Source organism: Robertmurraya sp. DFI.2.37 (genome assembly GCF_029211245.1).
In the GTDB taxonomy this organism is placed as follows: domain Bacteria; phylum Bacillota; class Bacilli; order Bacillales; family Cytobacillaceae; genus Robertmurraya; species Robertmurraya methanolica_A.
This window is the reverse complement of sequence record NZ_JARGEJ010000048.1, coordinates 1-20,219: the sequence shown is the minus strand read 5'-3', so window position 1 is coordinate 20,219 and position 20,219 is coordinate 1. Positions and strand designations below refer to the sequence as shown.

Sequence of the window (20,219 nt, the reverse complement as noted above, 5' to 3'; positions counted from 1 at the left end):
ATGAAGTTCAAGTTTCATTATGCTTGGGTCATATTATTTATTACATTCTTAACGATACTAGCCGTACAGGGAATTCGTTTATCCTTTGGTGCTTTTATAGAACCTTGGGAAAAGGATTTTAATATGGATCGAGGGACGATTTCTCTTATCTCAACACTTAGTTTTATTGTATATGGACTATCACAGCCTTTAATCGGAAAGCTTGTTGATCGCTTTGGTGTTCGCGTTATTTTATCCTTCAGCACGCTGCTTGTAGGAATTAGCATCTTTCTTTGCAATTGGGCAACCTCTCCTTGGCAATTATTCATCCTTTACGGAATTATTGTCTCTCTTGGTGTTGGTGGGGCCTCTAATGTCGCTGCCTCAGTTGCGGTTACGAATTGGTTTACAAAGAAGCGCGGACTTGCCTTTGGAATCATGGAGGCTGGATTTGGCGCTGGACAGCTCATTCTTGTCCCTGCTTCACTTTTCTTAATATCGATGTATGATTGGCAAATGACAGTGATTTCATTAGGAGTATTCTTAATACTCTTCGTATTTCCAATCGGCTTGCTATTTTTACGAAATAAACCGGCAGACAAGAATTTAAAACCAATTGGTGGAAATCATTTCGATGAAGAAAAAGAAGATCAACATTCTCTGGAAAAATCAAAACCATCATTTTGGCCCATTCTAAAGAAACGCCATTTTTGGTTCCTGCTTCTCCCATTTTTTATATGTGGATATACAACTACAGGGTTAATGGATACTCACCTTATCCCATTTGCTCAGTTATGTGGTTTTACACCTACTGAAATAGGTACAGCAGTCAGTCTTTTAGCTGCCTTCAATATTATTGGAACATTGATATCTGGTGTCATTGCGGATAAATGGAGTAACAGAAAATTCCTTACATATTTATATATTGGTAGAACACTTACTCTCATTTTATTAGCCATCTTTATTAGTAATCTGGAATTTTTAACATTTTTCGTTAATAATCCGTCCTTATTAATCATCTTCGCTATCTCTTTTGGTGTCGTGGATTTTGCAACTGTAGCCCCTACGCAAATGCTGGCAACGCAGTTTTTTAATCGACAGTTGTTAGGGTTAATGTTAGGCTGGTTATTCTTCAGCCATCAACTTGGTTCAGCGCTAGGAGCTTATTTGCCAGGATTACTCTTTAATATCACTGGCAATTATAATATGGCTTTTTATTCGGCAATCATTTTGTTAATCGGGGCAGCACTAATGTGCTTCATGCTTCCTGAACCTGAAAAGGTAAAAAAGGAGCCGAATTTATCAACAAATCAAATAACCAGTTGAATACTAATTGAAGTGCAAAAGTAAATTCTCATTATCTATATATAGGCAGCAATTATAATGAATCAGAAATCCCAGACTAAAACGATTCTCCATGTATTTGTATTTACCCAATATATTTAACGACCATTTTTCCATTAGCAGGAATAAGCTGCGCTTGCTCCTTCTTTTTTATCATTTTCAGCAGAAAAAATATTCTAGCCGAAGCTTAGGTTTGGCTTACAAAAATATAGAATCGTAGAAATCTACAGGGGGAACTTGGTCAAAAAGAGCAAACGCTGTTGGTAAAGAAATACGCTAACAAGTACGCTCTGGCCCTCCGGAATCCCCCGCTTCCAACAACTGACAATGGTTAAGTAGTGATTAGTTCAATTGTTCTCATCCGATGACAAAATTGAGTATAACTGTTGAAAGCGATTGATTGTGTAATCTGCAAAATCACTTTCATGATTACTCTCGGTAAAATAACAAGCACTTATACCTGCGTTTCTTGCAGATAATAAATCTATGTCTCTATCGCCTATCATCATAGATTCTGAGTGCAACATATTATATTTAGCAAGTAGGTAATGAATGGCATCAGGACTTGGTTTTCTTTCAAATCCCTGTTTCGATGTAATAAAGTCAGAAAAATACTGATCTAAATGATACTTTTTAAGTAATTTAATTGAAGATTCACCTCGATGGGTAAATAAATAATTTTTTCGACCTGTTTCATGGATGTATTTACAAATCTCCTCAATTCCATCAAATGGACGAGATAATGCTAGTTCAGCCTCTTTCTTTCTTTTCTGATATATCGTTACAAAATCTCGGTCAATATGATATTTCTTCTCATAGTATTTGAAGGCGGATAAAACAGATATTTTCATTTGTTTTACAATTTCCCCTAATGGCTCTTCCATATCATGCTCTTTTAATACTTCATTAAAAATGTTTGCCATTACCGGGTATGTATCAAAAAGAGTCCCATCGAAATCCCAAATGATATGCTTGTACATGATAACTTCCCCCTTATTAATTCCGTTCCTATTGCTGATTGCCCTTGTATCTTTGCATCGTTCAATCCACTGCAACCCAAAGGTTCAATCTTATTCTTCTAAAGCCTTATTTACTGCTTCAATAGCGTGGATAATCGTTGTATCAAATATAGGAACTTCCGAGTCATGTTGGTTCACGAGCAATCCAATTTCAGTACAACCTAGAATAATTCCTTCTGCACCTCTATCAGCTAAACTTTCGATGACTTTTTGATAATATTCTCTAGAGGAGGTAGTTATCGTTCCTAAACACAACTCATCATAAATTATATGGTTTATATTTTCTCGTTCATTTTGATTCGGAATTAAAACATGAATGCCATTCGCTTCAATTCGGGATTTATAAAAATCTTGCTCCATCGTGTATTTAGTACCTAATAATCCAACTTTACGAATATTATTTTTTTTAATTTGATTTGCTGTTGCATCGGCAATATGTATGATCGGAATATTAATGTTTTTTTCAATATATGGAATTACTTTATGCATCGTATTTGTACAAATAATGATAAAGTCTGCTCCGCCTTTTTCTAATAAATGAGCAACATCACCTAATAATTTTCCCGCCTTTTCCCATTCACCCGTTGATTGAAAATGCTCGATTTCTTCAAAATCAACACTATATAGTAAGCATTTTGCTGAGTGTAAACCACCTAATCTATGTTTCATTTCTTCATTAATATTTCGGTAATATTCAACTGAAGATTCCCAACTCATTCCACCAATTAGTCCAATCGTCTTCACAACCATTCCTCCATTTGGTATTTAAAGCCAATTATACTATAAAAGCTTCATAGAATCGATTTCATCACAATTAGAACCATGAATTGCCCTGGCGCTATATTAATTTATAATAGCAGGCGAAGAATTTATCGAGAATAGCCTATCCGCTTTGCAGAACTCGGATTAGTCCATAGACACGAACTTTACGGTTCTCTTAACGGACTGTTAAGAGTTCGTTCCTTTACTCAAGACGGCGCACATTTATTTGTTCGTTTCAACCAAATTGAATCAGAAATTGAGAAGATTCATGTACTAATTGAGGAGTTCTATTCTTACTTTGGTTTTGACTATAAGATAGAACTTTCTACAAGACCGGAAGAACATATGGGTTCTGAGGAAATCTGGGATAAAACCGAATTAGCCCTGGAATCTGTTTTAAAGGACAAAGGAATAAATTATCAACTTATCCAGGGGACGGTGCTTTTTATGGTTAAAAGATCGACTTTCATATATTGGATTCACACGGAAGAAGCTGGAAATGCGGCACTATTCAATTAGATTTCAAATGCCTGAAACATTTAACTGCAGTTATAGAATTGAAGATAACAAACTTCAACAACCAGTTATGATTCATAGAGTCCTCTTCTGGTCGGTAGAACGTTTTATCTCCATTTTAAATGAACATTAATGCAGGGGATTTTCCTCACTAGCTGTCACCTATTCAGCAAAAATAATACCTATAGCGGACTCACATGTAATGTACGCAAATAAAGGAAAATTACAGTTACAAGCAACAGGAGTTCATGTGGAAATCGATGACAGATCTGAAAAGATAGGATTGAAAATTAGAGAAGCAGAAACACAAAAGATTCCCTATATGCTAATTATCGGAGATAAAGAAATAGAGAGCCATTCATTGGCTATAAGAAAACGAAAAGAAGGAAATATTGGTGTGATGAGTATACAAGAAATTATCCAGCCATTCATGAATGAAATAAACGAAAATAACTGAGTTTGCATTTCAAACTCTGCTTTTATTTCGTATCAAATCTCTTCTTTAAAATGCCATGAATGTGGAATTCAACCTTTAGTAGTAATTGAAAAAATACAGCAGATGAGCACATGAAACAAACGGGATTTCAAAAAATGATCTATATTCGTTCCTCTTTTAAAGGCTTTGATATATGTTGATTTCCAGCTCATTTACTCTTCCTTTCGGCATAACTGAAAGGCTTGTGAAACCAAGGTTTCACGCGAAATGAATTATCAACAATATGGTTTAACAAAGCTTAGATAAATACTCTAAAGACTAAAACCTCACCAAACATTTGGCGAGGTTTTAGCTATCTATTTTTTCCCTTATTTAAATAAAATTATATCTCTGAAGTCTCTTCCCTTAGCTACTCTTTTTTTCTTCATTTAAAAGAAAGTTTCTTAAGAAACCGATTAACACTTTGCATTCTCGTTTCTATAATTGCATATTTGCTCGAATAATCCTTCTACTTAGAACCACGGATATTGACTCATAATAGAAGAATAGAAAATCATCCTCCCTGATAATTCACCAATTAATACAAAGCCTGTAACAACAAGGACATATTTGATTGGAACTACTTTTTTCCCAACAATCATATAAATAACGAGGGTAGCCGGTACCATTAAGCTGCCTAATACTCGAACCCAAAATAGAATAGATGTAATTGAATTAGTTGCAGCCACCTGATTTTCTACAACACCATTTGCGATCATGACTGAACTACTAATAGTCACTAATAAAGCAGCTATTATAAACACAAGATACATGCCTAATATTTTCATGACATTTCCTTCGTTCTCCTTAGTATTGGCTTTCAGAGAGAAGTAGGATACTGTTAATGCCCCAAGCAGAAATCCTGTTAAGAGAAAGTTTGCAAACGTTGTCCAGTTGTTCCATGCTGGATGGAGTTGCATTGAAAAATAAACGGTGGCAGAAGCTAAGACCAAAACAAGCCCTAGCAAGGCAGTTAATGTGCCGACAGCTTTACGTATTTTATCCTGCTCGACTCTTTTCCACCAAATATAAGTAAATACAAGTAAGCATAGGTTAAACAAAATAACGGCAATGATTTCACGGCTGAGCCAAGAATGACCTGTGCCTAATAAACTTAAATAACTTTTAAAAGGATTGTTTAAATGAAACATGGACGATATTGCCCCAATGACAGAAATGACGAGCGCAATATATACAGTTTTATTTAATAATTGTTTCCCAATTGTATTCATAAATTTTGGGTTCAACCATTCTAATAAAACAAGTGCCATAATAATACCTACTGCCCACTGACTAAACACAGTAAAGATAACTAATGGAAATTCATATTCTCCCATCTTAAGGCCTCCTTTTCTTCTCAATTAGCAGCAATAATGACCACATTAGGTTGACTTATTTTATGACTAGGCATATTGTACATGCTTTCAACCACTTCAATATCATTTCCATATTCAACCCGTAACTCGTTTATTTCACCAAACTTAATGATTTGGGCTGGACAGGATTCTACACATCTAGGTATTAAACCTTGATCAATTCGCTCAACACACATATCGCATTTACTTACCTTTTGTTCAACTGGATCGTATTGAGGTGCTGAATAAGGGCACGCCATTACACAGGAGCGGCATCCAAGACATTTTTCATGATCTTGTAGCACAATCCCGTCGTCTCTCTTCGTGTACGCTGAAACAGGACATACTTTCATACACTGAGGATCGTCACAATGGTTACATGACATCGAAATGAAATCCATTCGATTCGGATTTTCCACTCTAAACTCTCTTACTCTTCTCCATGTAATACCTTTGGCTGTTAAGTTTTCTGATTTACACGCAACAGAACAAGTTTTGCACCCATAACAATCATTTATATTAATCACAAATCCGTATTGACCCATTTATTTAACCCTCCTTTCTCACATCAACAAGTGTATTATTAATTGATGTGCCTGTACCTAGCGCCTCTACCGTATCATTTGTAACATAACTACTGCTGCCGCCTTGTTGTTCCCACCAACCATTTTGCAAGCCAATAATATTTTCCTTTATATGAGTGGTTACGATTGCTTTGGCGTGATGCTCCCCTCTATCATTAAATACAACGACTTTGTCTCCATCATTGATATTTCGCTTTTGCGCATCTTTTGGATGAATAAGTACCTCTGGTTCACTTTGATGAACTTCATTAAGCCATTCCAGTGTGCTAAAACTTGAATGGATACTGCGCGGCATTTTGTATTGTATAGCCATTATTGGATACTTCTCCAATAATTTATTGGACTTATTTTTAATGCTTTCTTTTGAGCAATAATATTTAACTATTGGACTATGATCCATATCTGCCCAATCTTCTACAAATAAATGTGCTTTCCCAGTTGATGTTTTGAATTGACCATCTTTAAACGGTACATAAGGTGTTGATGCTGGTTTAACTGGACCTTGTTTTAATTGTTCAAGTGTTACTCCCGTTCCTTCTAAACATGCTTTAATATGTTCTTCTATCGGCTTATCAAATAATTCTCCGACTCCAAATCTTTTAGCAATTTCTGTAAGAATCCAGTAATCCGGTTTTGCTTCACCTGGTGGTTCAACCGCCTTTTCCTTCAATTGAATATAGTGGCTACGAGTGCCTGCCATTAAACTTGTATATTCAAAAACGGTCGTTACAGGCAAAATTAAATCAGCATACAACGCGGTTGAAGTCATTAAACTATCTGCCACCACAACGAATGGAACTTTCTCTAGTGCTTTTCTTACCATATTGGTATTCGGTACCTGGGTCATCGGACTCGTGGTCATAATATACCAAAATCCAATTTCCGTTGGGTCTCCATTAACGATAGACTCTCCAAGTTTAGCAACCGGAATGTTAGCAACTTCTTCTGTTACTTCTGCTGAAGGAACCGGTGGATTAATATTCACAAATTGGGTTACACCACCTGCATCACAAACGCCTGCTCCCGGTTTTCCAATATTTCCAGTCAAAATCGCTAAGTAGAATTGGCTGGCAGATACATAAGTTCCAAATTCAGTTCTTTGGGCACCAGACATATTTTGAATAATCATCGATGGTTTATTTTTCGCATATTCACGGGCCAAACGAAGAATAGTTTCTTTCGGAACATCCGTTTCCTTTGCTGTTGCTTCTACAGTCCATTCTTTTGCCTCTTCCTTAATTAAGTCATATACGGTTCTATATCCGTTTGGAATGGAAACTTCGTCTACACTTAGCGCCGGGGCGATATTTTTCTTATTATGACGTACAAGCATTTTTTGTTTCACATCATAAACAACATAGGAATCAGGATCTTCTTGATTTTCTCGAACGAGTTTCCCATTTTGGTCAACTAAATAAACAGCCCCCGTATGATTCATCAAAAATGATCGATCTATTAAATCTTCGTTGATAATAATATTTAACATTCCTAATGCAAGAGCAGTATCTGTACCAGGCATGATCGGAATCCACTCATCTGCCCTTGCAGCCGTTTCACTAAATCTTGGATCAATAACGATTAATCGAGCTCCATTTTTCATAGCCTCTTCATATTCCTTGAAATAAGCCTGCATTGTAACAGCCGGGTTATTACCCCAACAAATAATATATTGGCTATCTCGAATAGTATCTCTAGTGTCAACGTAACGAAATCCCACAATTGGGTTCATCGCTGCTGTTACTGCTGAGCAGCATAAGGAACCTGCAGGGCGCGTAGCTCCACCAAGATGAGTGAAAAGTGCTCCAGCCATACTGTTTGCAATCGAGTCCATATTACCAGATGCACTTTCCAATAATATTCCTTTATTTCCAATTTCCTTGATTGTTTTTCTTATATTTTCCTCAATTAAATCTAGTGCCTCGTTCCAAGAGATTTCTTTGAATTCACCTGAACCTTTTTTCCCCGTTCTTAACATCGGCATTTTAATCCGGCTTTCATTATTCACCCATTGCGTACGGCTCATTCCACGAAGGCAGCCTGTCACATTAAAATCTTTACTAGCCTCAACTTTAACAATTTTCCCATCTTTTATAAAAGCCGTCAGATTGCAATGCAAGCACTCCATTGAACAAGTTGATCGAAAAACTTCATACTTAACCGGTTCGCTAGCAAGTACCTCTGGTGGAGACTTTATCGCATCTTTAATAACTGTGCCCCCACTTCCAACAATGGCTGCTCCTCCGATTGTTCCAGCAGCCTTTAAGAAAGAACGTCTTTTTATTTTTTTGTTCAACAGTTCTTCTTGGCTCTGCCTCATTTCTTCTTTCATGAAACTCCCTCCCTAAGGGTCTAAAAATCTTGAAAGCAACAGTTACTATTTTTTTCTACAATGAGCAATCAATAACGGCACTTTCACATATTTTCCTTTTACCTTCAAATCGTTGAAACAAAAATGATAGTTGTCATTTTCGGACAATTTAATAATTTCAAGTTCAGCTTCTTCCAGCCATTTCTGAAGCTGCTCTACTTTAAATCCTGTCCAAAAATCATGACTTTCCTTAAAACGCCAATTTTTATTTGTAAAAGTAAGATCAGCGATAACTAACTCTCCACCTGCGACTAAAGTTTTGGTCATCTGTTTGATTGCCTTTAACGGATTAAAAATATGATGGATGAGCATGCAGGAAAAACCAATATCAACTGATCCTTTCATAAAAGATAGATCCATACCTACATCAGCAGAAATTGTTTTTACATTACTGAGACCATAATTTTTTTGTAAATTTGTTACTGTTTTGAGCATTTCAATCGAATGATCGATTGCGAAAACCTCTGAAACTAAAGGACTAACATCTTTTATTAAACTTCCTGTCCCAGCACCAAAATCTGCTACAATGGAGCTCTTATTTAATTCAACTAATGACAATAAATATTGATTTAAATTTCTTGGATATGTTTCTCTCCTGAAGTCTTCAAAATTTTGGTGAAATCCATTGAAAAAGCCTTGAACTTTCGTTGAAATTTCTTTCTCAATATTGTTTGGATAATCTAAGATATCGAACCAAGTGAGTAGCATTCTTTGTTCATATAATGATAAGGGAAGTTTTAAGAGATCTGGATTAAACTCCTTTAAGATTTTCCTGATGAAAGCTTGCCTCGCTCTTTTTAAAAGGGAACCAAAAGCCTCTTCTGTGATATCTAACAGGTAAGCGCTCTCTTTGTAGCTCAACCCTTGGAGATCTACTAAACATATAGCTTTTTGATGCTCAATTTAAATTTCTTGCAGCATACTTCGGATGAATTCTCTAAGCGCTTTTGTCTGGATCTTTTCCTCTAAAATCTCCCTACTCCAAATATTTGAAGTCACCTTTATACTATTTAAAAGCACATCATCCACTTTCTGTAAATATTTGATCGCTAAATAATGAACTTTCTCTAATGCCCAAACTTTTACTTTCTTCTGGTCAATTGAATCATCCATGTCAACATTCTCACAAAGACAAGTAAAAGTTTCTTGAACAATTTCTTGAGCTGCATCGATATCATTTAATAAGTTATAAACATAATTAAATATATCTTTATAGTAATATTGATAAAAAGTAGCTACTTTGCTCATGTTTTACACTTCCCATGGGGTCCAATCGATCGATTTACCCATATTCTAAAACACTTTTGACATAAGCTTAGCTTGTTCGTGAATCATTTCACAATAATGATAAAAGAAAAAGAAAAAATTATGAATTCTTTATTTTAACCGACGGGGAAAATGAATTATTTTTCCCTATTCGCACTAGATTTGAAGGAGATTTTATGAATCTGTATGATAATATCAAAGGGGCAATAGAAAATAAAAAATGAAAAGAGGTTTTTGACAATGACAAGTCATACCGCCGAACGTTTTATTCAGGAATTAAAGCAACATCAAAATGAAGCAGATAAAGAAAAAATGAAAAAATTTTTTAAAGATTCGGAGGAAAGTACGAAATGTTTTGGTCTGAAAATGCGCACCGTGTTCCAAACTGCAAAACAATTCATAGATATGCCTTTAATAGAAATCGAACAGCTTCTAGAAAGTAATTATTACGAAGTAAGAATGGGAGCAGTAAGCATTATGGACTTTCAAGCAAAAGCCAAGAAACAATCCGAAGAGCATAAACAGGCATTGTATGAGCTTTATATGCGAAGACACGACCGAATCAACAATTGGGATTTCGTCGATCGTGCAGCTCCTTCTGTTATCGGCTCCTATTTGCTTGATAAACCGAAAGATGATCTCTATAAAATGGCAAGATCACTTAATATTTGGGAAAGAAGAACAGCGATAGTAAGTACGCTAAGCTTTATCAAGACTGGTAACACGGAGGATACCTTTGCAATTGCTGAGATACTAGTAAATGATTCGGAGGAATTAATCAACAAGGCTGTTGGAAGTTTGATTCGGGAAGCTGGTAAAAAAGATGAGGATAAGCTGAAATCTTTCTTGAACAAACACGCCAGCACTATGCCTAGAATTACCTTAAGATACGCCATTGAAAAGTTGGATAAGAGTACAAGAGATTACTATTTAAATTTTAGAAACAGTTAATGCTATGCTTGAGTGAATGATTAAATGAGTATTCCTATTAAAAAGGTCTTTGCTAAACAACAGAGAACCTTCTTTCTATGAAATCTGCAGAACTGACCTCTAACTCAATTAACCAAGAAAAACCTCAAACTGGAACTCAGAAAAAATTAAGCCATCGAAATAACACTCGTTATCAGTATCGATTTTTCAAAGCGACCCTCACCAACATGGTTATAGAGGTATAAATTAATAATAAACTTAAATTTTTATTGCTCCGGTGATAAACTGACCGTTTAGTGAAATGAGATGCGGATGAACAGTTTCTCCTTTTATAAGAATTTTGCAAATGGGAAATAAAAATTAGAGTGTTAAGGAGTGTCCCAAAAGTTAGACTTTGCACCGCCTCAAAAAAAATTGAGGAAAGTGAATATCTTGAAAAGCGGCAATACCTTTGGAACAACCCCTATAGGTTGTAGGAAATCTACGCTCCTTTTTTCAAGGATGCTTCAGAATACCTACAAATTTTTTACAGATCATCATAAGTGATCAGTTCTACATTTAATTCTTCAAGCCATTTTCGTGTTCGTGGGTCGCACAACATATCCACTTCCATTGGTCTTGGCAAAGTAAGCGAGGAATTTCTTAAAATAAAGCCATCTAAGTATCCAGGGTGACAGACAAACATACAGTATCCTCCCTTATCTGCCTGTTCAACCGTTTTCTTTAATGACTCAAATGGGTTGTAATCCATATCCGGCGCTATCGCTTCCATATTAATGCGAACTTGTTTATGGTTAATTTGCACCTCCCCTTCCATGGAAAAAGGAGAATACTTTAGTCCATATTTTTGTGCAACAATCTCCAATCCTTTAAAGAAATTATCACTGGCAACTGCATGCCCATCAATATAATGTGGCTTCTCTCCCATAAGCTCAATATATCTTTTATATTGAGCTTCGATCTCAAGGACCACTTCATCCAACACGACAAAATCTTTCTTGGCCTGACGATATTCCTTTGATGATTTAAATTCTCCCTTTTCATTTGTAATGCTTGGTATCAGCGAAGGGTCTGTCAAAGGTTGGCCCACGGAAATATTAGTATGTTGTCCAAGACAGACATCCGTATTTTCTAACAGCTTTAGTCCATGAGTAACTGCAGGCATGTTTGTCATTACCCCAACACTTCCAACAATGCCTTCTTTTACACTTTTGGAAATACCATAATTAACTCCCTCAGAATAGCCTAAGTCATCAGCTCGTACTAATAATCTTTTCACTTTTTTGCTCCTCCCTTTTCTTTATCAATGGCTCTAAAAATATTTACGAAATATGCATGATACTCTCTTGCCTTTTTCTCTCACCTGTTATTAAAACAAATTCATTAGGAAATTTTTCAGAGTTTGTTACAATAATAGCAGTAGTGGTTGCATAACCAGCCTCTTCAATATCAGAGATAGAGAATGTCATGATCGGCTGTCCGCATTTTACTCTGTCTCCTTCTTCGACTAAAGGTTGGAAGCCTTCTCCATTCATTTTAACCGTATCTATTCCGACATGAATTAACAGTTCTATCCCTTCTTTGTTTTTAAGTGCAATCGCGTGTTTAGTTGGTGTGATTAACATGACCTCCCCATCGAATGGTGCATATACTTCACCTACCGATGGCTTCATCCCACATCCTTTTCCAAGCATTCCTTCTGAAAATACGCCATCCTCTATTTCTTTTAGGGGAATAACCTTACCATCCATTGAGGCGAAAATATCGCCACTATCTTTCTTTTCATCCTGAATTTTATCAATAAACTTTTTGAATATGCTCATGTATACCACCCTTATTTTTGTTTTTGGATAAGAGGATCATCTTTTTTGAAGCCAAAGAAATAAGTGACAACCGCAGCAACAACGATTGAAATAAGAACAGATATAACAGCATGAACAAGATTGGCAGTAGTACCACCAACATAACCTAATATATTAAGGAAATTCGCAACTGGAATCATGGCATAAGCCGTAACACCAAAGAGTCCAGCATAAAGCCCACCAGCAAAACCTCCAGCAATCATGCCAAGTAATGGTCGTTTATAACGAATCCCAACACCATACATCGCAGGCTCTGTAACACCACCTACCAGGTTTGCAACAACATACCCAAAGCTTAAACCACGTTGCTCCTTATTGCGGATACGCAGGGCCGCGCCAATTGCCATACCAGCTACAGCAAAGCTTGCTGCCGTCGCACCAGGTGAAACTAACGCTTCTTGACCACTGTTGGTAAATACAAGGATCAGCATAGATATCATAACTAAATGCATTCCACTCAACACTAAGAACTGCCAAATCGCACCGATAATGGCGATAGCTAAGAAACCACCTACATCAGAAAGTCCTAAAATTCCGTCTGAAAAATAATGACCAAGAAAAGAACCTGCGGGACCTAACACGGTTAGAGAAATAGGCAGCATAACAATAATAGTTAAGCTAGGTGCAAAAATAGTTTTTAATATACTTGGTAAATGTTTATTGAAAAATCTTTCAACATAACTCATTACCCATACAGACATAATACTTGGGAGAACTGTCGATGAATAGCTTTGGACACTTGTAGGGATTCCGAAAACCGAAAACTCAGTCCCCTCAGTTGCCATTGACATCAATGTTGGATGTAGCAGTATTCCTCCTAAGAAAATAGCAAGAACCGGAGTGGCACCGAATTTTTTTGCAGCCGTATAAGCAACAGCAATTGGGAAGAAGTAGAATCCAGCATCCCCAACAAAATCAAGTAATATATATATATCGCTTTGATCACTGATGACCCCCAGCATGCTTGGGCCAAGCAATGCAATTAAAAATTTAAACATCGACGCCGCAAGCAGCAATGGTATGAGTGGGGTAAGAGAACCTGCTAACCCGTCGAGAATTCCACTTCCGATGCTCTTCAGTGTGATCTTTTTCTTCGGCAGTTCAACATTATCATTTTTAGCGTTGTTCTCAAATCCGCCCACTTCTACTAAGCTTTGGTATACTTTATCTACCGTTTGCCCAATAATCACTTGAAATTGGCCACCTGTTTTCATGACTCCAATAACACCTTGAATTTTTTTAACTTCTTCCTCGTCAGGTAAACTCTCATCCTTTAAATTAAAACGGAGCCTTGTCATACAGTGAGTTACGTGGCCGACATTGTCTTTTCCTCCAACTGCTTTTAGTACATCTTTTGCCACTTTTTGAAACTGTTCTTTTTTAGTCATCTTTTTTCCTCCTCTATAAAATAAAAAACCCAAAGCCAGGATGAGTTTGATCTCAACCTAGCTTTGGGTGATGCCTCCCTAACGAGTAACAATCCCTACTATTTATATTTTGGTGTTCTTTATAATCCGATTGATATGCATCATTAAATACAAAATCTCGTCGTCTGTCGTTTTTGATTCCAGCTTTTCATCAATATAACTACCAATCATAAAAGCACAATCATACACCTTTTCATTGTTTTCTTTCATTACTTGCAAAATTACGGAATTGTCATTCATAAATTGTGTTTCTTCTTTAATCCTTTTTAAATAATACCTCATATGCATAGCAAATCTATTATAATTAAAGCTCGTTCTATCTATGTTTATCGAGAAAAAGCCTTCAATCTTGTCGGCAACTTCGGAAATTAATGCCTCCGTATCTGGCCCCTCTGTTTCAGGTTCCTTCTCTTCTTGCGCATTGACAAAATGCATCGCAATATTCGTAACTTCACTTTCGGGTAGTATGACGCCTAGCCTTTTTTTGACCAATTCTACAGCATATCTGCCAAGATTCGTTTCAATCGGGTATAACTGCTCAACATCATATGAAAACAGCATTTGCATTTTTTTATACTTTTTCAAACGAATAATGGCGAAATTTATATGATCCGCTAACCCAATTAACAGATTTGGATTGAGAGGCGATGAAAGTGTCTTCCGAGCTTTATCAACAATTAATGCCGTTACCTCAAAGATATTTTCTGGAATTTCCTCCATCAGATTATAAAATCTATTATCAATCCGATAAAATGTCATAGAAATCGAACTTAAATCCTTTATTTCATATGGCATTGGCGGAAAACCAATTCCCCTACCAAAGGCGATTAGTTCTTTATTATGGTTGTCTGTACAGATTGCAACGTTATTATTAATTTTTTTAATTGCCTTCATCACTTAACTCCTAAATAGATTATTATCAATACAAAAAGCTCTTTGAAGCATACCAAATAAAGATAGGTAATGCCTCAAAGAGCAACAATCTCTAAGAGTAACAATCCTTTAAAACGCAACCATTATGTTAACGCTTACGGCTATAATAGCATAATGCATTTTGCTTAGCAATACTTTTTTACTCAAATAATAGAATTTTCTAATTATTAAGGATAGCAGAAACATATGGAAGTGTAAATAATAGTTTTGAATGATTCTCGATTTCTAGGTTCAAACTAAAAATTGGATACTGTTGCAGAAACAATAACTGTTCGAAGGAAAGATAGTCAGTATTTTTTGTTTAACGTAGCATAATTATTCAATAAAATACTGTTAGTGTGGCATTGAATTTACCGCAAGATAAACAGTCATAAAAAGGCTAAAACAGCTTAAAAGAATGAGAATAATAAAGACAACCTTTCTACCTAAATTCCCCAAGAAAAAGATATTAACTGTGATGTAATAAATAAGCGCACTCCCTCCAATAAAAAACAAAATTTCCTTCCTGTAATCACTTGAAGGAAGCGGATTTATCAAATTCGTCAATGCTAATCCACCGAGAATGAATATACCGATTATATTTAGTAGTTTTTGCACTCTAACTTCTTTTTTATATGTAACTTCAGCACTCTGAGACGTTTGGGTTTTGGCCTCCATCATGACACCCCGCTTAATAAAATAATTATACGAATCATATTAAGTAATAGATTCATATATACTTAATGTAATTTATAATTCAATCTTGCTTGATTATTTTCAAGGACAAGGAACAAAAAAGGGTATATCCCTTTTTTGGATCAACGTAACTCGCTCATACTATCACCCATTGTATAAATTCAATCTTTTTTCACGGTAGATACCCCTAAGCCTGCAACAAAATAGAGCGCCCCATTAGTTCCTGAAAACACCCATCATTAACAATTTTTATCGAATAACACTCGAGTTTCAGAATATTTTTCTTATAACACCTTTATTGCTAATAGTGGGCATAGTGCTTCTCTCCCATCTAATAATAAAAGGTGATAGAATCCTTCTTAAACTAGACTGCCCCCTTTATAGTTGAAAAAGCAGCCTGGTTTTAGCGGCTGCTAAGCGCCTATCCGTTCAAATGTGTAACTTCACAACATCTTAGCATCTAGAACCATTTACATATATTAACATTTAGGCACTTCTTTATAGTATAATGATACTTAATAAGATTAAGGTTTATTAAAAGTGAAATGATAGGTGATGATAAAATTGAAAAAAGAAATTTTATCAGTTTACTATCTTAGAGTATTCGCCATGCTTTCAGTAGTTCTTATTCATACAACTGCTCAATATAGACATTTATTTGCTGTGAACTCTTTTCAACATCAGTTTTATCATTTTTTTAATAATATCGTTCGTGTTGAAGCTGGGATTTTTATTATGTTAGTAGGTATTGTTTTTTTCTATGCCTACAAAAATAAGCCTTTTACTCCAAAAGAACTTTATCTGTATGGGAAAAAGCGTTTTATATTTATATTGGTCCCTTATATTGTTTGGTCACTTATATACGAGATGGAGCAATTGTATTTAGGGACAAGAATTTTTAATATTGGTGATATATGGGAGCGCATTCTAACCGGCGGCAGCAAGTATCAATTGCATTTTATTTATTTAGTCGTTCAATTTTATTTATTGCTCCCTTTCGTCATCATCATTGTAAAGAAACTAAAGCTGCTAAAGAAGTATCTTTGGGTGATTGGAATTATCCTTGAGTTCTTTTTCTATATGATGAGAGTAAATTATGGCTGGGATAATGTCCGTTTCGTGAACTCTTTAGGCGCATTTTTGCTTGGAGGCTGGATTGGTCTTCATTACGATCAAATTAAGGCCAATCTTACAAATAACAAATTATGGACCTTGACAGCTTTATTTTTATTCACAAGTATTCCATTTGTATTGATACGATATCAAAATATGTTTAATGAACGAATTGATATTCCCGAAAGCTTTTACAAGTTATTGTCTATCGGTTTTATTGTGGGAGGAAGTTTCTTTTTCTTTTATTTGTTTGAAAAGCTTAGTGCTATATGCAATGAAACCACGACAAAAAGGGTTAAAAATATTGCGTCATATTCATTTGGCTTTTACTTGCTTCACCCGCTTGTGTTATACCAGGTTATGAACTTCCTTCCTACTAGGGGAACAGGTTTGTCCTTTCACATCATGGTTCCTTTGCAATATATCATTACCGTCTTTTTCTGTTATTTGATTATTTGGTTTGTTCATTCATACGTTCCGTTTGCAAACTTCCTGTTTGGAAAGCTTCCTAATAAACAAAAGCCGTTTTGGAAAGTGAAGCATAAAGAAGGAATAAGCGAATCAGCTTAGAAACACTGCCCTCTTCTAATTTAGCCCTTGTAAAAAGAAATCACTACTGATAAACATTGTCAGCTTACATTCATTATTCACTTCTTTTGCATTACACTTCCAACTACTAAAATCTCTCACATATTTTCTATTCATTCATTTGGTCGTAAAGATATTTCCGGGTTTTGTGAATCTATCGGCAAATTTTTGAATCCTATTCCAAAGAATTATCCATCATTTTCGGATGTTTATAAAAACTTACATTACCTGTGATTTTTCATAATTGATTAGAACACTATATTGATTTTCTAAGGATTCCTTATTAAATATTTTTCACAATAAATTAGAATAGGGTAATTTTTCTAAATCAAGGTCCGTCATATTTCACAATTAATTAGAAAAAAGACAAATAGAAATATCTAGCTTCAATTAGTTTTATTTTAAAAATTATGGAGTCTAATTCTGATAAGTATTTTCAAACAAGCCCCTTCTTTATTCCATTAAAAAAGGCTAAAATAAAAAAGTTTGTATCACTTTTTCGTTTTAACCCAACTCTAATCTACTTATTCCTTTTCCCATGTCGCTTCTTTGCTCTATTCTCACTATCTACCGCATCCCTTAGATTAAATTTCGGATCATTGAAAGGATTTCTCGCATGAGGTCTTTGTGAAATTGTTACCGCTTTATAACCCACTTGAAAATCAGATTCCGATAGTTTATCTGATCCATTCTTTGCTGCCCATATAGTTGCCTCTTCTAAAATTTTCATAATGTAGAAGGGAATTCCATTAGTAGCGTAATAAAATTTTTCGGAAATTTGAGGGTCTGCTAAATAGGATATTTCTGCAAAGGGCAATTCTTTGTCAACACTTTTAAGAAATGTACGAAACTCAATTTGATCTTCTATTGTATTATAATTAAAAGCTTCTAATCTATGACGAATACAAAATCTTCTATCAATTTGACTACTCCATTCAAAAATTTTCTCAGACTCAGGCATTCCGCATATCACAACTGGAATTCCAGCCTCCTCCATAAAAGTTTTTACCCAGTCTGAAGCACTTTTAAGAATGTTAGAAGTTTCCCTATCGATCAAATGTTGAAATTCATCTATAATAATCATCTCAACCTCACATGCCTTAACAAAATTCAACAACCGTGCCGTCATTTGAACTAGAGTACCTCTTTCAAAATTAGGATCTCCTAAATCATATAAAGCCTGTGAAGCAACTGATTTAGGTGAAGCACCTACCGGAACCTTAAAATAAAGAATAGGAACAATTGTTATTCCTTTAATTCGTTTCCTCGGATAACTTTCAGCATAATCTTTCAGCAATGTTGTCTTTCCAACCCCAGTTAACCCAGAAAGAAAAACACCATCAGGATGTGTGGTCCCAGTAGATAATAGGTGTGTTTCTCTTAAACGATCGTATATTACTTTATATTTGGGATGTCCCACAATTATTCTCTTTACGTGCTCTTTCCTATTTCTTGTATCCTCAAATGAAGCAGGTTGTCCCATTAATTTAGGAAAATTAGCTTTCATTATCACACCCCACGGTATTTTATTTCCCAGTCTGGTAAATCATCTATATCTATTTCAAAACTGCTACTAATATAAGTAGAATCCTCAATTTCTGATACGGTTTGCTTACTACTATTACGCTTTTTCCCTGAATTTGATTTTTTCTTTTGTTTCTTCTCAATAACCTCTTGGTGTTCTTCTTTAATCAATTGAATCGTGTCAGCTGCTTCAGGCGTACCTAATTGAACATGGGATATTCCTTCTGTGGAAATCCCGTGATACACAGGGAGTTCTTCGTTTTCTTCTTTAAGTCGTTCTATTTCATTGTTATTCACATTTTTGTACCTAATAAACTTCTTTTTGTCTTTGCCTTGAATTATTCTTATCTTCCTATTAGCCCTTCCAAATAATCTTCTATCTCTGCTATTCTTTGCTTCGGCAATTAATTTTGAATCCCATTCTAAATCTGAAAAATGCACCGGTAATCCTATTTGAAATCCCTTTTCTTGTAGGTTCTTATTAAAGGCTTCAATATACCTCCTTTCATACTCGTTATAAACATAAATACTTCGTATATCTGCTAAATCATAACGAACTCGTAATTTCCTTTTTTCTTTTCCATCTGTTATTAATTGATACCTTAATTTCATTAATTCAGGAGATGTATAATGCTCGTTTTGTATAACTATACCTTTATTACTAAGTTTTCTATAATCTATTCCACTCATTAAAATCATTTTTAGCTCAGCTTTTGTTCTGGATACGGCTAGGTTTATTTCAGGGTTTTCCTGCAATCCTCTTATCCACAAATCTCTACGTGTCGCTCGTTTACTAACATTAATATCAAATGCTATCATGTCAACCATCGCTAAATGACATATATAAATAAAGCTTTGCATTGTCAAATAAGCCTTGCCCTCAGAATCATATCTGCCCCTCTCAAAAACATTTGAAAAAGTGGTACCTTTTAACGAATGGAATACCTTTGTATTTAGAATACCAAAATGTCTCTCAATACTAGCTTTTAAATATCCAGAGTCTACTGGGCAAAACATAGTTTCTATTCCCAATTGTTGACAAGCATCCAACACATCTAATGAATCATTTACCTTTGAATTATCAAAAACCAAAAGTTCCGGCTTACCAAAAGCAGACCACTCATTTTCCACCATTGGATATAAATCTTTAATGTAGGTTTTGGGCATTAAACAATGTAATAGACATTGTTTTACTGCTTTAGCGTTAATAGGATCAAATGTTACGAAAAAACCAAGTGGGTGATCAGAATACTTATCTATAGCGTATACTAGCCATGGTTTTTTGGGTTTAAAGGTTTTAGGATCAACTAGTAAAATATCTACTGGTGTCCAATCTATTTCAACTCTTTCTAAAGGTCTATGAACGACCACCTGTGACTGCTAGAATAAAGTGTACAGTTTTTGCTTGATAAGATGAAACGCTTATTTACCCAAATATACCAGCAAAAAATATCAACCTATCACTGTAAAATGATCATAGTTCATACTTGCAGTGGAGG

Annotated in this window: 19 protein-coding genes; 5 read left to right on the top strand and 14 right to left on the bottom strand. The window is 35.3% G+C overall.

The features are described from left to right. Positions 1-1,305 carry an MFS transporter gene (locus PZE06_RS19650; protein WP_275791986.1) on the top strand — a complete coding sequence of 435 codons (1,305 nt, stop codon included), beginning with the start codon at positions 1-3 and terminating at the stop codon, positions 1,303-1,305. A 365-nt stretch (positions 1,306-1,670) separates the two neighbouring features. Here the strand turns inward: PZE06_RS19650 and PZE06_RS19645 are convergent, their stop codons facing one another. Together PZE06_RS19645 and PZE06_RS19640 are read right to left on the bottom strand one after the other, a co-directional pair. Next, the gene (locus PZE06_RS19645; protein ID WP_275791985.1) at positions 1,671-2,303 is read right to left on the bottom strand and encodes an HAD-IA family hydrolase; all 633 of its coding nucleotides are present in this window, start codon (positions 2,301-2,303) and stop codon (positions 1,671-1,673) included. Positions 2,304-2,393: 90 nt separating this feature from the next. Next, on the bottom strand, positions 2,394-3,086 hold the full coding sequence (locus tag PZE06_RS19640; RefSeq protein WP_275791984.1) for an aspartate/glutamate racemase family protein: 693 nt from the start codon (positions 3,084-3,086) through the stop codon (positions 2,394-2,396). 141 nt (positions 3,087-3,227) lie between these two features. On the opposite strand from PZE06_RS19640, the gene PZE06_RS19635 reads away from it, so the two are divergent. Further along, a complete protein-coding gene (locus PZE06_RS19635) occupies positions 3,228-3,623 on the top strand; it encodes an aminoacyl--tRNA ligase-related protein (protein ID WP_309145453.1) in 396 nt (131 codons plus the stop codon). A gap of 199 nt (positions 3,624-3,822) precedes the next feature. Continuing rightward, a complete protein-coding gene (locus PZE06_RS19630; protein WP_275791983.1) occupies positions 3,823-4,077 on the top strand; it encodes a His/Gly/Thr/Pro-type tRNA ligase C-terminal domain-containing protein in 255 nt (84 codons plus the stop codon). Positions 4,078-4,568: 491 nt separating this feature from the next. Here PZE06_RS19630 and PZE06_RS19625 read toward each other — a convergent pair whose 3' ends face one another. The 5 genes from PZE06_RS19625 to PZE06_RS19605 are packed head-to-tail and all read right to left on the bottom strand — an operon-like array spanning position 4,569 to position 9,650. After that, entirely contained in the window at positions 4,569-5,432 is an 864-nt protein-coding gene (locus PZE06_RS19625; protein ID WP_275791982.1) for a dimethyl sulfoxide reductase anchor subunit family protein, read from the bottom strand. 20 nt (positions 5,433-5,452) lie between these two features. Then, positions 5,453-5,995, bottom strand: coding sequence for a 4Fe-4S dicluster domain-containing protein (locus PZE06_RS19620; RefSeq protein WP_275791981.1), 543 nt, complete (start codon positions 5,993-5,995; stop codon positions 5,453-5,455). Positions 5,996-5,999: 4 nt separating this feature from the next. After that, the gene (locus PZE06_RS19615; protein ID WP_275791980.1) at positions 6,000-8,363 is read right to left on the bottom strand and encodes a molybdopterin-containing oxidoreductase family protein; all 2,364 of its coding nucleotides are present in this window, start codon (positions 8,361-8,363) and stop codon (positions 6,000-6,002) included. Between the two features lie 45 nt (positions 8,364-8,408). Then, positions 8,409-9,263, bottom strand: coding sequence for a class I SAM-dependent methyltransferase (locus PZE06_RS19610; protein ID WP_275791979.1), 855 nt, complete (start codon positions 9,261-9,263; stop codon positions 8,409-8,411). Positions 9,264-9,305: 42 nt separating this feature from the next. Then, positions 9,306-9,650: an RNA polymerase sigma factor gene (locus tag PZE06_RS19605; protein WP_275791978.1), complete on the bottom strand. Its 345-nt coding sequence runs from the start codon at positions 9,648-9,650 to the stop codon at positions 9,306-9,308. Positions 9,651-9,908: 258 nt separating this feature from the next. On the opposite strand from PZE06_RS19605, the gene PZE06_RS19600 reads away from it, so the two are divergent. Continuing rightward, the gene (locus PZE06_RS19600) at positions 9,909-10,619 is read left to right on the top strand and encodes a DNA alkylation repair protein (RefSeq protein ID WP_275791977.1); all 711 of its coding nucleotides are present in this window, start codon (positions 9,909-9,911) and stop codon (positions 10,617-10,619) included. Positions 10,620-11,124: 505 nt separating this feature from the next. On the opposite strand, the gene PZE06_RS19595 is transcribed toward PZE06_RS19600, so the two are convergent. From PZE06_RS19595 to PZE06_RS19575, 5 genes are all read right to left on the bottom strand, one after another. Next, complete coding sequence (locus tag PZE06_RS19595; protein ID WP_275791976.1) at positions 11,125-11,877, bottom strand: ChbG/HpnK family deacetylase; 753 nt, start codon at positions 11,875-11,877, stop codon at positions 11,125-11,127. Positions 11,878-11,920: 43 nt separating this feature from the next. Beyond that, positions 11,921-12,421, bottom strand: coding sequence for a PTS sugar transporter subunit IIA (locus PZE06_RS19590; RefSeq protein ID WP_275791975.1), 501 nt, complete (start codon positions 12,419-12,421; stop codon positions 11,921-11,923). A gap of 11 nt (positions 12,422-12,432) precedes the next feature. Next, complete coding sequence (locus tag PZE06_RS19585) at positions 12,433-13,848, bottom strand: PTS transporter subunit EIIC (protein WP_275791974.1); 1,416 nt, start codon at positions 13,846-13,848, stop codon at positions 12,433-12,435. Between the two features lie 102 nt (positions 13,849-13,950). Beyond that, positions 13,951-14,781, bottom strand: coding sequence for a PRD domain-containing protein (locus PZE06_RS19580; RefSeq protein ID WP_275791973.1), 831 nt, complete (start codon positions 14,779-14,781; stop codon positions 13,951-13,953). A 372-nt stretch (positions 14,782-15,153) separates the two neighbouring features. Continuing rightward, positions 15,154-15,480: a hypothetical protein gene (locus PZE06_RS19575; RefSeq protein ID WP_275791972.1), complete on the bottom strand. Its 327-nt coding sequence runs from the start codon at positions 15,478-15,480 to the stop codon at positions 15,154-15,156. A 579-nt stretch (positions 15,481-16,059) separates the two neighbouring features. On the opposite strand from PZE06_RS19575, the gene PZE06_RS19570 reads away from it, so the two are divergent. Then, positions 16,060-17,178, top strand: coding sequence for an acyltransferase (locus PZE06_RS19570; protein WP_275791971.1), 1,119 nt, complete (start codon positions 16,060-16,062; stop codon positions 17,176-17,178). 538 nt (positions 17,179-17,716) lie between these two features. On the opposite strand, the gene PZE06_RS19565 is transcribed toward PZE06_RS19570, so the two are convergent. Both PZE06_RS19565 and PZE06_RS29880 read right to left on the bottom strand, forming a co-directional pair. Further along, positions 17,717-18,703: a TniB family NTP-binding protein gene (locus PZE06_RS19565; protein WP_275791970.1), complete on the bottom strand. Its 987-nt coding sequence runs from the start codon at positions 18,701-18,703 to the stop codon at positions 17,717-17,719. 2 nt (positions 18,704-18,705) lie between these two features. Then, complete coding sequence (locus tag PZE06_RS29880; protein ID WP_275791969.1) at positions 18,706-20,091, bottom strand: Mu transposase C-terminal domain-containing protein; 1,386 nt, start codon at positions 20,089-20,091, stop codon at positions 18,706-18,708. Positions 20,092-20,219: the final 128 nt, after the last annotated feature.